General features: G+C 72.7%; 12 protein-coding genes and 1 pseudogene. 7 read left to right on the forward strand and 6 right to left on the reverse strand.

Annotated features, from left to right (window positions below):
- Window positions 1-86 precede the first annotated feature (86 nt).
- Both AC2A1K_RS02230 and AC2A1K_RS02235 read right to left on the reverse strand, forming a co-directional pair.
- Window positions 87-425, reverse strand: a pseudogene (locus AC2A1K_RS02230) (aldehyde dehydrogenase family protein); the annotation flags it as partial.
- Window positions 383-748: a hypothetical protein gene (locus tag AC2A1K_RS02235; protein ID WP_483894702.1), complete on the reverse strand. Its 366-nt coding sequence runs from the start codon at window positions 746-748 to the stop codon at window positions 383-385. The gene AC2A1K_RS02235 and the pseudogene AC2A1K_RS02230, both read right to left, overlap by 43 nt.
- A gap of 42 nt (window positions 749-790) precedes the next feature.
- Here AC2A1K_RS02235 and AC2A1K_RS02240 point away from each other — a divergent pair, with 42 nt between their 5' ends.
- From AC2A1K_RS02240 to AC2A1K_RS02250, 3 genes are all read left to right on the forward strand, one after another.
- Window positions 791-1,792: an AraC family transcriptional regulator gene (locus AC2A1K_RS02240; protein ID WP_483894660.1), complete on the forward strand. Its 1,002-nt coding sequence runs from the start codon at window positions 791-793 to the stop codon at window positions 1,790-1,792.
- Window positions 1,793-1,930: 138 nt separating this feature from the next.
- The gene (locus tag AC2A1K_RS02245; RefSeq protein ID WP_483894661.1) at window positions 1,931-3,079 is read left to right on the forward strand and encodes an LLM class flavin-dependent oxidoreductase; all 1,149 of its coding nucleotides are present in this window, start codon (window positions 1,931-1,933) and stop codon (window positions 3,077-3,079) included.
- A 62-nt stretch (window positions 3,080-3,141) separates the two neighbouring features.
- Window positions 3,142-4,170 carry a methyltransferase gene (locus tag AC2A1K_RS02250; protein WP_483894662.1) on the forward strand — a complete coding sequence of 343 codons (1,029 nt, stop codon included), beginning with the start codon at window positions 3,142-3,144 and terminating at the stop codon, window positions 4,168-4,170.
- Here AC2A1K_RS02250 and AC2A1K_RS02255 read toward each other — a convergent pair.
- A complete protein-coding gene (locus AC2A1K_RS02255) occupies window positions 4,154-5,641 on the reverse strand; it encodes an aldehyde dehydrogenase family protein (RefSeq protein WP_483894663.1) in 1,488 nt (495 codons plus the stop codon). The genes AC2A1K_RS02250 and AC2A1K_RS02255 overlap by 17 nt on opposite strands.
- Window positions 5,642-5,658: 17 nt before the next feature.
- Complete coding sequence (locus AC2A1K_RS02260; protein WP_483894664.1) at window positions 5,659-7,149, reverse strand: aldehyde dehydrogenase; 1,491 nt, start codon at window positions 7,147-7,149, stop codon at window positions 5,659-5,661.
- Between the two features lie 267 nt (window positions 7,150-7,416).
- Between AC2A1K_RS02260 and AC2A1K_RS02265 the strand changes: the two genes are divergently transcribed.
- Window positions 7,417-8,877 (forward strand): benzaldehyde dehydrogenase, encoded by a 1,461-nt coding sequence (locus AC2A1K_RS02265; protein ID WP_483894665.1) that lies wholly within the window; start codon window positions 7,417-7,419, stop codon window positions 8,875-8,877.
- Here AC2A1K_RS02265 and AC2A1K_RS02270 read toward each other — a convergent pair.
- Complete coding sequence (locus AC2A1K_RS02270) at window positions 8,865-9,752, reverse strand: LysR family transcriptional regulator (protein WP_483894666.1); 888 nt, start codon at window positions 9,750-9,752, stop codon at window positions 8,865-8,867. The genes AC2A1K_RS02265 and AC2A1K_RS02270 overlap by 13 nt on opposite strands.
- A 133-nt stretch (window positions 9,753-9,885) precedes the next feature.
- Here AC2A1K_RS02270 and AC2A1K_RS02275 point away from each other — a divergent pair, with 133 nt between their 5' ends.
- Both AC2A1K_RS02275 and cynS read left to right on the forward strand, forming a co-directional pair.
- Window positions 9,886-11,043, forward strand: a complete 1,158-nt coding sequence (locus tag AC2A1K_RS02275) for an NAD-dependent formate dehydrogenase (protein WP_483894667.1) — start codon at window positions 9,886-9,888, stop codon at window positions 11,041-11,043.
- An 11-nt stretch (window positions 11,044-11,054) separates the two neighbouring features.
- Complete coding sequence (cynS, locus tag AC2A1K_RS02280) at window positions 11,055-11,507, forward strand: cyanase (protein ID WP_483894668.1); 453 nt, start codon at window positions 11,055-11,057, stop codon at window positions 11,505-11,507.
- Window positions 11,508-11,529: 22 nt separating this feature from the next.
- On the opposite strand, the gene AC2A1K_RS02285 is transcribed toward cynS, so the two are convergent.
- Window positions 11,530-12,582, reverse strand: coding sequence for a phenylacetaldoxime dehydratase family protein (locus AC2A1K_RS02285; protein ID WP_483894669.1), 1,053 nt, complete (start codon window positions 12,580-12,582; stop codon window positions 11,530-11,532).
- A 628-nt stretch (window positions 12,583-13,210) separates the two neighbouring features.
- Between AC2A1K_RS02285 and AC2A1K_RS02290 the strand changes: the two genes are divergently transcribed.
- Window positions 13,211-13,431: IS110 family transposase (locus AC2A1K_RS02290; RefSeq protein ID WP_483894670.1), on the forward strand; the 221-nt coding region annotated here is incomplete at its 3' end.

Here is a 13,431-nt window from a genome sequence, read left to right on the forward strand (position 1 = left end):
ACTCACGCTCCGCCGTCCCGAACGGTCGCAGGTGATCGGAGGAACGTCACGTGCTCGGAGCCCGGACCACCGAGTACGCGATGAGCTCAGCCCAGCGTGAACGGGTCGCGGGTGCCGCCGGTGAGTTCGACCCAGACGGCCTTGGTCTCGAGGTACGCGTCGACGCCGTACACGCCGTTCTCGCGGCCCAGCCCGGAGGCCTCGTACCCGCCGAAGGGCACGCTCGGACCGAGCACGCGGTAGGCGTTGATCCACACCGTGCCGGTCTGGATCCTCGCGGCCACCCGGTGCGCGCGGTGCACGTCCTTCGTCCACATCGCACCGGCCAGCCCGTACGGGGTGTCGTTGGCGAGCTTGATCGCCTCGTCCTCGTCGGTGAACGTCACCGCGGAGAGCACCGGCCCGGAGACCTCCTCGCGGTAGACCGGTAGAGCTTGCCGGAGTCGTTGACCTCGAGGCGCGCCAGCCGCTCCGCGTCCCGCCCGATCAGGTCGCCGAGACGGCGCAGACAGCCCGCACGGGCGAAGCCCGTCATCTGTCCCCACTCGCCGTCGGGGATCGTCGCCCAGTTCCGGCCGGTGTAGGTGTTCTGGGACTCGCACGTCTTCCCGGAGATCGCGTCGACGGCCTTGCCGCCGATCAGCAGACGGAACTGCTCGAGGTCGGCTGCGCAGGACCCGGCGTGGAACGTCCGCGCACGTCGGAGCGGGTGCTCGCTCGACTTGCCTCGCCGATCTGTTGGCTGCAACTGTGGCTCGCGACACGGTCGCACGGTCGCGAGGGGTCACGCGTGGACACAACCGGCACGGGCGGGCACGAACCCCTCGTCGGCCACGCGGTGATGAACACCGCGGACGTCGACGAGGCCCAGCACGTGGTCACCGAGGTCTACGTCCGCCACGAGCTCGACTCGCTCGGCGGGCGCCCGCTCGACGCCCGGCTCAACTGCGTCTCCTCGGAGCGGATGACGCTGGGCTATCTCGTCTACGGGGCGAACGCGTCCCTCGACCTCCCCCCGCTGGAGCACTGCTACCACGTCAACCTCACCCTGAGCGGAAACACGCAGGTCACCCGCCGCGGCGGGCGCGACCACGCGATCACCGCCGGCGGGCGCAGCGGCGCCGTCCTGCTGCCGACCGAGCACTCGACGGTCACGTGGACCCCGGAGGCGACGCAGTTCGCCATGAAGTTCAACCGGGCGCCGCTGGAGGAGCACCTCGGGAGCCTGCTCGGCCGTCCCGTCCACGACCCGCTCGACTTCGAGGTCACGATGGACCTCACCGCGGGACCGGGAGCCGCGCTGCTGGCCGCGGTGCGCTTCCTCCAGAGCGAGATCGACAGGCCCGGCGGGATCGCGGACGCGCCGCTCGCGCGGGCCCAGCTCGAGACCTACGTGATGACCGCTCTGCTGCACGGCGTGCCGCACCAGTACACCGAGGCGCTGCACTCCCCCCGCGCCGAGGACCGCCCGGCCGTCGTCCGTCAGGCGCTCGACCACATCGAGGCCCACGCCGACGAGGCGTTCACGATCCCGCAGCTCGCGCGGCACCTCGGGGTGTCGACGCGCACCCTGCAGATCACGTTCGCCCGCAACGTCGGCGTGACGCCCAGCGAGTACGTCCGCGACGTCCGCCTGGCGCGCGTCCACGCCGATCTCCTGGCCGCCAACCCCGCCGACACCTCGGTGACCGAGCGTGCGGCGGCCTGGGGATTCCTGCACCAGGGCCGCTTCTCCGAGCAGTACCGCCGCAAGTACGGCCGGCTGCCGTCCCAGACCCTCCGCCAGGGCTGAGCGCCTGCGCGTTTCGGACGCATCGCTGCGTCTCGCGGATGTCCGGCCCGTGCAGGGCTGCCTAGCGTGGTGCCGATCACCGCGGCGCGTGCCCATCCGCGCACGCAGCGCTCCCCCGACGAACGCCGGAGGTCACCCATGGTCCAGACGGTCACCCGCGGCCGCGAGCAGGAGATCCCGCTGCGGCACCCGCGCGAGAACGGCCGGCCGTCCGTCTTCAACGACCAGAAGATGAAGCTCGGCCTGTTCGGCTCGAACTGCTCCGGCGGCCTGTGCATGACCGAGGCCCCGACCACCTACCAGATCACCTGGGACCACACGAAGTCGATCGCGCAGAAGGCCGACCGGCTCGGGATGGAGGCGATGGTCCCCGTCGCTCGTTGGAAGGGGTTCGGCGGCAACGTCAACTTCAACGGCACCAACTTCGAGACCTTCACCTGGGCCGCCGGGCTGGCCGAGTGCACCGACCAGATCACCATCTTCACGACCACCCACATCCCGACCGTGCACCCGATCGTCGCGGCGAACATGGCCACGACGATCGACCACATCTCGGGCGGCCGGTACGGGATGAACCTGGTCATGGGCTGGTTCACCCCCGAGATGCACATGTTCAACCCCAGCCAGCTCGAGCACGACGAGCGCTACCAGTACGGCGGGGAGTGGCTGGAGTTCGTCGAGAAGCTCTGGACCGCCGAGGGCGAGTTCGCGTTCGACGGGAAGTACTTCCAGGCCCAGGAGCTGGAGTCCGAGCCCAAGCCGGTGCAGAACCCGCGCCCGGTGCTCATCAACGCCGGCAACTCGTCGGCGGGCACGGACTTCTCCGCGAAGTACGTCGACATCAACTTCGCGTCGCTGGATCTCGAGAAGATGCCCGACTACACGCAGGCGATCAAGAAGAAGGCGACCGACGAGTACCGGCGCCAGATCAGCACGATGACCTACGGGCTCGTCGTGTGTCGGGACACCGAGGCGGAGGCCAAGCGCGTCCACCAGGAGATCATCGACAAGGGCGACTGGCCCGGCGCCCGCCACCTCATGAGCATCATCGGCGTCGAGAGCCAGTCGTTCGGCGAGCAGATCGAGAAGTTCCAGGAGCGCTTCATCGCCGGCTGGGCCGGCCAGCCGCTGGTCGGGACACCGGAGCAGGTCGTCGACGGCTTCCAGCGGCTCTCCGACGCCGGTATGGAGGGCATGATCATGGGCTTCCTCGACTACAACGAGGAGATCGACCACTTCGGCGAAGCCGTCATGCCGCTGATGCGCGAGGCTGGTCTGCGCTACTGACGCAGACACGGCGGCAGCATGGCCGTGTTCCCGCAGATGCGGAGATCGGTCATGCTGTCGTCGTGCTCGACCCCACCGCGCTCTACCGTCTGCGCGACGGCTCGTACGCCACCGACCTGATCCTCGCCGCGGTCTGCGAGTTCGACCTCTTCGCCTGGCTCGCGCGCCACGGACCCGTCCCGGCCGCCGAGCTGCGGGAGGCCATGGGCTGGGCGGAGCGACCCGCCGACGTCCTGCTCACGCTCTGCGCCGCGCACGGGCTCGTCGACCGGTTCGTCGACGCCGACGACCTCGTCGGCGTCTCGGACTTCGCCCGGTGGCACCTCACCGGCGAGACGTCGTTCGACCTCCGCGCGTACTTCGGCTCGCTGGCCGAGCGTCCGGCCGTCGCCGAGTTCGGGGAGGTCCTGCGCACGGACCGCCCGGCGGCGTGGGCGAGCGCCGGGACGAACGGGGACGGCGCGGACTGGTCCGGGCGCCTCACCGATCCCGGGTTCGCGCGGCGGTTCACCGCGGCCATGGACGCGCGCGGCGCGTTCCTCGCTCCCGCGGTGGCCCGGGCCCTGCACGACCTGCCGGTGCGCCGCCTGCTCGACGTGGGGGGCAGCTCCGGGATCTACGCGATGGCGCTGCTCGAGGACCGGCCCGCCGCGAGGGCGACCGTGCTGGAGCGCCCGCCGGTCGACGAGGCGGCGCGCACGCTGCTCGCCGAGCGGGGCGCCGGCGAGCGGATCGACGTCGTCACCGCGGACATGTTCGCCGAGCCCTGGCCGCACGGCTGCGACGTGCACCTGCTCTCGCAGGTCCTGCACGACTGGGACCTCGCTCGCGTCGAGGAGCTCCTGCGCCGGTCGTTCGACGCGCTCGTGCCGGGCGGGCGGCTCGTCGACGTCGACGCGCACGTCGACGGGCGACGCACCGGGCCACGCCCGGTCGCCGAGTACTCGGCGCTGCTCGTGCACTCGACGCCCGGGAAGTGCTGGTCGGTCGACGAGCTCGCCGACGTCGCCCGGCGGGTCGGCTTCGCGGCCGTCGAGCACCGCGACTGCGCCGCCGACCGGTCCGCGCTCGTGTTCACGAAGCACGGGTGACCCCCGGCCGGGGCGACGAGGGCAGGTACGTCGAGGTCAGCGTCCGGAACCCGGCCACTCCCTCCGGCCCGAGCAGCCTCCCCGGGCCCGAGTCCCGAATCCCTCCGAACGGCGCGGCGGGGTCGATCCGGTAGCCGTTGACGCCGACCGTCCCGGCCTCCACCCGAGCCGCGACCGCGGCCCCGCGCTCGGGATCGGCGGTCCACACGGTGCCGGCGAGTCCGTGGTCGGAGTCGTTCGCGAGCGCCACGGCCTCGTCGAGGTCGCCGTAACGGATCACCGACAGGACCGGACCCGGGATCTCCTCCCGGGCGATCGTGGAGCCGTTGTCGACGTCCGCGAAGACCGTCGGCTCGAGGTACCAGCCCCGGTCGCGCCCCCGCGGGCGGGCGCCGCCCGTGATCGTTCGGGCACCCTCGTGGCGTCCTTTCGCGAGGTACGCCTCGACGCGTTCGCGCCGGCGCGCGGAGGCGAGCGGGCCGATGCGGGTGGCGGGGTCGCGCGGGTCGCCGACCGGCAGGCCGCGTGCCCAGTCCGTGAGGACGTCCACGATCTCGCCGTAGCGACCGGACGGCGCGAGGATGCGGGTGCTCAGGAACCGGGCCTGCCCGTTGTGCAGCAGTGTCGCGGCGTAGAGGGCCTCGAGGTGCGCGGTCAGGTCGGCGTCGTCGAGAACGATCGCGGCGGAGGTCCCCCCGAGGGTGAGCGTCGCCGGGCGCAGGAGACGTCCGCACACCTCGGCGACGCGACGCCCGGTGGCCGTCGGTCCGGTGAAGACCACGTGGTCGACGACCGGGTGCTCGACCAGGTACGCGCCCGTGTCCCGCCCACCCGGGACGATGTCGACCACCCCCGAGGGCAGGCCGGCCTCGTCGACGGCCTGCGCGAGCAGCTCGGTCGCCGCGGAGGTGGTGGGATCGGGCCGCAGCACCACCGGACACCCCGCCGCGAGCGCGGGACCGAGGGCCGACACCGCGGCTGTCAGCGGGAAGTCGGGCGGCGCCACCACGGCGACGACCCCGACCGGCGAGCGGGTCACGCGCACCCGCCCGCCGCGCGCACCCTCCCTGAGCTCCTCGGACACCGCGGCGCGCAGCGTCGCCGCCGTGCTGCGCAGGATGAGTGGCGGGTCGGCAGCCTCGTACCGCCGCGCCGTCGTGATCGGCATCCCGCTCGTCACCGCGACCCGACGGGCGATCTCCTCGCCGCGAACGGAGAGGGCGTCGGCGAGCCGCTCCAGCGCCGCGGCCCGCTCGCCGACGGGCCACCGGGACCAGCCGCCGGGCGCGCGCAGCGCCCGGTACGCCGCCCCGACGGCCGCGTCGACGTCGTCCTCGGCGGCCTCGGGCACGCGCCCGATCCGCTGCTCGGTGCTCGGCGAGACGACGTCGATCGTGCGCGGCGAGGAGGGCCGCACCCGGCGACCGTCGATGAAGAACGCGTCGTCGACCGCGCAGCCCTCCCCGTGCACAGGGACCTCCGTGAGCCTCAGCCCGGGAAGGTGCTCGGCTTGCTCTCGAAGATCATCGTCTTGTTCTCGAGGTAGTGGTGCAGACCCTCGACGCCACCCTCGCGACCGATGCCGGACTGCTTGAAGCCCCCGAAGCCGATGCCGAAGTCGGTCCGGAAGTTGTTGTGTCCGACGGTGCCCGCGCGCAGGCGGCCGCCGACCTCCCGGGCCCGGTCCGCGTCGTTGGTGAACACCGCGGCGTTCAGCCCGTAGACGGTGTCGTTGGCGATGCGGACCGCGTCCTCCTCGTCCTGCGCCGGGATGACCGACAGGACAGGACCGAAGATCTCCTCCTGGGCGATGCGCCAGGAGTTGTCGACGTTGCCGAAGACGGTCGGCTCGACGAACCAGCCGCGGTCGAGGTCCTGCGGGCGGCCGCCGCCGGTGGCGAGCGTGGCGCCCTCGTCGCGGCCGATCTGGATGTAGGACTCGACGCGGTCGCGCTGGCGCTGCATGGCCAGCGGACCCATCTGCACGTTCGGGTCGAACGGGTCGCCCAGCTTGACCTGCGAGAACGTCCCGGCGAGCGACTCGAGCATCTCGTCGTGCCGGCGACGCGGGACGACCACGCGGGTCAGCGACGAGCAGACCTGGCCGGACAGGAAGCACTCGGCACCGGAGATGGCGGCCGCGGCCTGACCGAGGTCGTAGTCGTCGAGGATGACCGCCGCGGACTTGCCGCCGAGCTCGAGGGAGTAGCGGCCGACCCGCTCGGCCATGATGGCGCCGATCTTCTTGCCGGCCGCCGTCGAGCCGGTGAAGGCGATCTTGTCGACACGCGGGTCGCGCACCAGGGTCTCGGAGACCTCGCGGTCGGCCGTGAGGACGTTGAGCACGCCGGCGGGCAGCCCGACCTTCTCGGCGATCTCGGCCATGATGTACGGCGCGCCCGGCGCCTCGGGCGAGGCCTTGAGCACGACCGTGCAGCCGGCCAGCAGGGCCGGTGCCAGCTTGTACGCGATGAGCGTCATCGGCGCGTTCCACGGGATGATCGCGCCCACGACGCCGACCGGCTCGCGGACGATCATGCCGAAGTTGCCGCCCGCGGTGGGGGTCTCCGGCGTCTCCCAGTGGTAGGTCTCCGCCAGGTTCGCGTAGTAGGAGTACGCATCCGGGATGCCGCCCATCATCCCCTGGGCGACCCCGGCGAGGATGCCGGACTCCCGCGGCCAGACCTGGACGACGTCGTCGGTGCGCTCGCGCACCGCCTCGCTGATCGCGCGCAGGTACTCGGCGCGCTGGGCGTGCGTCAGCTTCGGCCACGGGCCGTTGTCGAACGCCTCGCGGGCCGACCCGACGGCACGGGCGACGTCGGCGTCCTGTGCCTCGGCGACGCTGAAGTAGACCTCCTCCGTCGCCGGCTCGATGACGTCGATCGTGCTCGTGGACGACGGGTCGACCCACTGGCCGCCGATGTAGAATTTGTCGAGACCCGTGATCGGGGCCTTGCGCTCGCTGGTGATGCTCATGCGCTTGCCTCTACCTCCCGGTGGGCTGTGTCGCTGCGCGGCGGCAGCCCGGGCCGACCCTCGGCCGGCCACGCCGCCGCCACGGTCCAGTCTTCCGCATCTACGGCGCAGCAGTCCATGCTGACTCCGCAAGTGCGTCGCCGGGGCCGGCATGGCGACGCCGCTGCGTCGATGTCTCCCGTCCTGCGGAAACCGCGCAGCACCGCGTGGCCGTCCGCTGGTCGGATCGAGGTCGCACCCGACACCGACGCAGGAGGGCACACCGACATGGCGCTCATGGACGAGGCGGTCTGGGCCGGCAAGCTGCTCGTCGGGGACTGGAGGAGCGGCCCGGGCGGGGAGCGCACGGTGGTCGAGCCGGCCACGGGCGCCGAGCTCGGCCGGGTGGGGCTCGCGACATCCGCCGACGTCACCGACGCCTGCGCGCGCGCCGCCGAGGCGCAGCGGGACTGGGCGGCACGCCCCTACTCCGAGCGCGCCGCCGTGCTCCGGCGCGCCGGCGACCTGTGGGAATCGCACGCCGCCGAGGTCCAGGACTGGATCGTGCGCGAGTCCGGCGGCATCCCGCCCAAGGCGCAGCTCGAAACCCACGTCGCCGCTCAGGAGTGCTTCGAGGCCGCCTGCCTCGCGTCGCACCCGGTCGGCGAGGTGCTGCGCTCCGAGCAGCCACGTCTGAGCCTCGCCCGCCGGCGGCCCGCCGGCGTGGTCGGCGTGATCGCCCCGTTCAACTTCCCGCTGATCCTCTCGATCCGCGCCGTCGCCCCCGCGCTCGCGCTGGGCAACGCCGTCGTGCTCAAGCCGGACCCGCGGACCGCGGTGTGCGGCGGGGTCGCCCTCGCGCGCGTCCTGGAGGAGGCCGGGCTGCCGGCCGGGCTGCTCGCGATGCTGCCCGGCGGCGCCGACGTCGGCGAGGCCGTCATCACCGACCCGCGGGTCCGGGTGGTCGCGTTCACCGGCTCCACCCGCGCGGGCCGGGCGGTCGGCGCGCTCGCCGCCCAGCACCTCACCCGCGCACACCTCGAGCTCGGCGGCAACTCCGCGCTCGTCGTCATGGGTGACGTGGACGTCGAGGCCGCGGCGTCGATCGGCGCGTTCGGCTCGTTCATGCACCAGGGACAGATCTGCATGACGACCGGCCGCCACGTCGTCGACGCGCGGATCGCCGACGACTACGTCGCCGCCCTCGCCCAGCACGCGGACAAGCTCCCGGTCGGCGACCCCGCCTCCGGTGCGGTCGCCCTGGGCCCGATCATCGACGCGAACCAGCGCGATCACGTCCACCGGCTGGTGACCGCGACGACCGGGGCCGGCGGGCGCCTGGTCGCGGGCGGCACGTACGAGGACCTCTTCTACCGGCCGACGGTGCTCTCGCAGATCACCCCGCAGGCCCCGGCGTGGGCGGAGGAGGTGTTCGGCCCGGTCGCGCCGGTGATCCCGTACGCGAGCGAGGACGAGGCCGTCGCCCTCGCCGCCGACAGCGAGTACGGCCTCTCTCTCGGCATCCTCGCCGCCGACGGGCTGCGGGCGCTCGAGCTCTCCGAGCGCATCCCCTCGGGCGCGGTGCACATCAACGACCAGACCGTGTCCGACGAGGCCGTCATCCCGTTCGGCGGACTCGGTGCCTCCGGCAACGGGTCGCGCACCGGTGGCATCCAGGCGAACCTCGACGCGTACACCGAGACCCAGTGGGTCACGGCCCAGAGCAGCCTCGCGGCCTATCCCTTCTGAGCCGTTTCGAGCAGCGCCGCGGCGACCATGCTCAGCGGTTCGTCGGCGGCGGTGAGCAGGCCGACCGGCGGCGCGGGGACGGGCGGGAGCGGAACCGCCCGCATCCCGGCCGGCACGCCGAAGGTCTCGAGCCAGGTGTGGGCCACGATGCAGGACCAGCCGCGGGCGGCGTGGGCGTAGAGCGCCGCGACGGAATCCGCCTCGACGGCCGGGGCGAGCCGCGCTCCGGCCGCGAGGGCCCCCGCCTCGAGGATGCGCCGGTTGCGCATCAGCCGGACCAGCGCGCACAGCGGGCGGTCGACCGCCTCGACCCAGCCGATCTCGTCGCGGTCCTCGGCGGGTGCGAGGTGCTCCGGGGTGAGCAGCAGGTAGCGCTCGCGGTAGAGCTCGAGCGACCGGGTGCCCGCCGGCGCCTCCGGGTCGAGGTAGGTCAGCCCGGCGTCGAGGGTGTAGTCGCCGAGCCGTCGGACGATCTCGGTCGACGACAGCTCCTCGATGCGCACCCGCGCCCGCGGGTGGCGAACGCAGAAGTCGGCGGTGAGCGTCGAGACCATTGGCATCGCGGTGGGGATCGCGCCGAGGCGCAGGGTCGCGTCGAGGCCGCCGCGCATCTGCGCGAGGTCGTCGTGCAGCCCGTCGCGCTCGGCGAGGATGCGGTGCGCCCAGCCGAGCACGCGGCGGCCCTCGGCGGTGAACCCGCCGAAGCGGCGACCGTGGTGGATGAGCGTGACCCCGAGCTCACGCTCGAGACGGTGCAGACCGGTCGACAGGGCCGGCTGGCTGGCGTGGCAGGCCTCCGCGGCGCGGCCGAAGTGCTCTTCACGCGCGAGGGCGACGAGATACTCGAGCTGACGCATGAGGACGTCCCCGGCCACGCCCGGGAGCCTAGAGCCTGGTCATCCATCGCGTGAATGACCGCATTCGCGGAGTGATTGTCCGGATTCTTGTCGTAGGCGCGCATCCTCGGCAGCGTGAGGTGCCATCCGCCGCTGCTGCCGGGAGGTTCCCATGGCCAAGGTGCTCTGCGTGCTCTACCCGGACCCCGACGGGGGCTACCCTCCGCCGCTGGTCCGTGACGGCCTTCCGCGTCTCGAGCGCTATCCCGACGGGCAGACGCTGCCCAGCCCGTCGGCGATCGACTTCACACCGGGTGCCCTGCTCGGGAGCGTGTCCGGCGAGCTCGGGCTGCGCCGGTTCCTGGAGGCCGCCGGGCACGAGCTCGTGGTCACCTCGGACAAGGAGGGCGACGACTCGGAGTTCGACCGCCACCTCCCCGACGCCGACGTCGTCATCTCCCAGCCGTTCTGGCCCGCCTACCTGACCGCGGAACGCATCGCGAAGGCGCCGAACCTCAAGCTCGCCCTGACCGCGGGCATCGGCTCCGATCACGTCGACCTCGACGCCGCCATCGCCCACGGCGTCACCGTCGCCGAGGTCACCTACTGCAACTCGATCTCCGTGGCCGAGCACGTGGTCATGATGATCCTGTCGCTGGTGCGCAACTACCTGCCGTCGAACCGCATCGCCTCCGACGGCGGCTGGAACATCGCCGACTGCGTGGAGCGTGCCTTCGACCTCGAGGGCATGGACGTCGGCACGGTCGCGGCGGGACGGATCGGGCTCGCCGTGCTGCGCCGGCTCGCCCCCTTCGACGTGCGCCTGCACTACACCGACCGGCACCGGCTGCCGGAGGAGACCGAGCGCGAGCTGAACCTGACCTTCCACGAGTCGGCGGCCGCGATGGTCCCGCACTGCGACGTCGTCACGATCAACGCGCCGCTGCACCCGGAGACGCGAGGCTTGTTCGACGACGCGCTGCTCGGGACCATGCGTCGCGGCGCGTACCTGATCAACACCGCTCGTGGGCTGATCGTGGACCGCGACGCCGTCGTGCGGGCCCTGCACAGCGGGCAGCTCGCCGGCTACGCCGGTGACGTCTGGTACCCGCAGCCCGCGCCCCCCGACCACCCCTGGCGGACCATGCCCCACCACGGCATGACGCCCCACGTCTCCGGCACGACGCTGTCCGCCCAGGCCCGCTACGCCGCCGGGACCCGCGAGATCCTCGAGTCCTTCCTCGGCGGCACCGCGATCCGCGACGAGTACCTGATCGTCGACGGCGGCAAGCTCGCCGGCACCGGCGCCCACTCCTACAGCACCAGCTGAGGGAGGACGACGTGAGCGACACCGGCGACCGTCTCGAGGCCGGCCGCGAGATCGTGCGCGCGAAGCAGGCGCACGGGGTGAGCTGGGCCGAGCTCGCGAAGGCCCTCGACCGGTCCCTGGTGTGGACCACCTCGGCCCTGCTCGGCCAGCAGCCCCTCGACGCCGAGCAGGCCGGGACGATCGGCGCGCTGCTCGACCTCGACGAGGAGACCGTCGAGGCGCTGACCTTCCCGCCGGTGCGCGGCGACGCGGCGCTCGACCCGACCGAGCCCGTCACCTACCGTCTCCAGGAGGCGTTGCAGGTCTACGGGTCGAGCCTCCACGAGCTCATCCGCGAGGAGTTCGGCGACGGCATCATGAGCGCCATCGACTTCACCCTCGACTTCGAGCGCGTCGAGGATCCGAAGGGCGACCGCGTGAAGCTGACCTTCAACGGCAAGTTCCTGCCCTACAAGGTGTGGTGAGCGCTCCGGGGACCCGCCCGAGTCAGGCCGGTACCGTCGCGTCCCGCAGCAGGCCCGTCGCGGGGTGGCAGCGGACGTACTCGTAGTACTGCGAGCCCGCGTCGATCACCGCCACCTCGTGGTAGAGGCGCAGCGACGGGACGTGCCGGGCGCGGCTGACGAAGGCCACGAAGACGTTGAGGTGGCTCGGGTGCGATTCCGCCCAGCGCTCGAGCAGGTCGAGCGAGCGCCAGTACGAGATGGCGTAGGTCGTGTCGAGCGGGTGGCCGTCGGCGTCGACGTTGCGCACGTAGCGGTTGCTGTAGCAGCCGAGCCGCTGCCCGCGGTCGCGCAGGAAGTCCATGGCCTCGCGCAGCGCCGGCTCGATCGAGGAGAGGTAGAGCTCGCGCTCCTCCGCGGGGGTGTCCGTCCAGTCCTGGCCGGATCGGATCAGCGCGACGTTCTCGTGCCCGCGCACGACGACGCGGCCGCCCGCGGCCGGGTCACCGTCGGCCCGGAGCTCCCCCGCGGCGCCCATCCGGTCGGTCTGCGAGAGCGGGATGCGGTCGCGCATCGCGCCCCAGTAGGCGTGCTCGGTGACCTGCCCGCTGACGTCGTCCAGGACGCCGCCGACGCCGGGGAGCCCCTCGGTGAACGGGTAGAGCGTCTCGAACCGGTCGACGCCCGGCGCGAGGATCTCGCGGAAGACGCCGACGTCGGCCGACAGGCGCTCGGGCGCATCCCACCAGCCGGCCACCTCGGGGCGCGCCAGCCAGCGGTCGCAGGTCGCGGCGTCGCGCCAGTACCCCGCCGCGACGAGGGTGTCGTAGCCCTGGGCGTCGACGTGATGAGTGAGGTCCCAGCCGCCCGGGCCGTCGCCGAGGGCGAACGGCTCGGTGATCCCACGCAGCGTCGCCCACGCCTCGGTGCGGTGCTCCTCGCCCCGGTACTGTACGCCGAAGTAGCCCATCACCACCGCGGTGACGTCCTCGCCGACCCGCGCCACCCAGATCGGGAAGGGCGGCCGGTAGTCGTCGGGCACGCGGCGCGACAGCGTGCGCGGGCACTGCAGGTGCGTGTCGATCGCGGATTCCACGCGTCCTCCCCGAGATGGGTAGCGCCGGGCCGAACGACGGGCATTCTCTCCCGACGCGCGGCCGGAACGCCCGTCCCTGGCGTCGTCGCAGGCCAGGAGGCCGAGACCGACGACGCCGAGACCGTGCGCGAGCACGCCCGGCGCGGTGGTTCCCCGCGACGTCGTCGTCGAGGTCGTCGAGGTCGTCGAGGTCGTCGGCCCCGGGACCGCGGACGCCCGACCCCGTGGTGGACGTCACCCGGACGGACCTCGACACCGTGGGCGCGACCGGGCGGGCACGTCGGGGCCGCGTCCACGTCGGGCGGCCCCCGCCGCGGCCGTAGCTGCGGTTCGCCACCGTGGCCGCGAGGTCCACACCGGACACCGTCGTGCCCCTAACCTGTCCGTGACCAGGGCCGATGGCGCGTCCCCGTTACCTTCTTGATCAGGCCCGGTGAGGGCTTGCAGGCCGCCGGCCACGGCATGACTGAGTGCCCCTGTCGTTGATGATCTGGGGGGTGTTGTCACCGTGGTCGGAGGGCGCCAACGACCGCTGATAGAGACCTGACCCGCGTGCGTGGTCTGCTCGTAACGTGGCTGCCGGCGCGGGTGTCCAGGTCGGCCTGCCGCGACGAGCAAGGAGCCGCGGTTGAGCACCTCCGAATCCGAACCGGCGCCGTTCGCGGTGTTCTGCGGGCTGGACGTCGGCAAGTCCGAGCACCACGCGTGCGCGCTCGACGCGGCCGGCAAGCGGCTGCACGACAAGGCGCTGCCCAACGACGAAGCCGCACTGCGCGCGGTGTTCGGTCGTCTCGCCGAGCACGGCCGGGTGCTGGTCGTGGTCGACCAACCCGCCTCGATCGGCGCGTT

The organism is Actinomycetospora sp. 2LY8.5 (genome assembly GCF_057180585.1).

Coding starts and splice junctions, on each gene's coding strand:
- AC2A1K_RS02245 (WP_483894661.1), top strand. CDS start 1,931: ATGGTCCAGACGGTCACCCGCGGCCGCGAGCAGGAGATCCCGCTGCGG.
- AC2A1K_RS02260 (WP_483894664.1), bottom strand. CDS start 7,149: ATGAGCATCACCAGCGAGCGCAAGGCCCCGATCACGGGTCTCGACAAA.
- AC2A1K_RS02265 (WP_483894665.1), top strand. CDS start 7,417: ATGGCGCTCATGGACGAGGCGGTCTGGGCCGGCAAGCTGCTCGTCGGG.
- AC2A1K_RS02275 (WP_483894667.1), top strand. CDS start 9,886: ATGGCCAAGGTGCTCTGCGTGCTCTACCCGGACCCCGACGGGGGCTAC.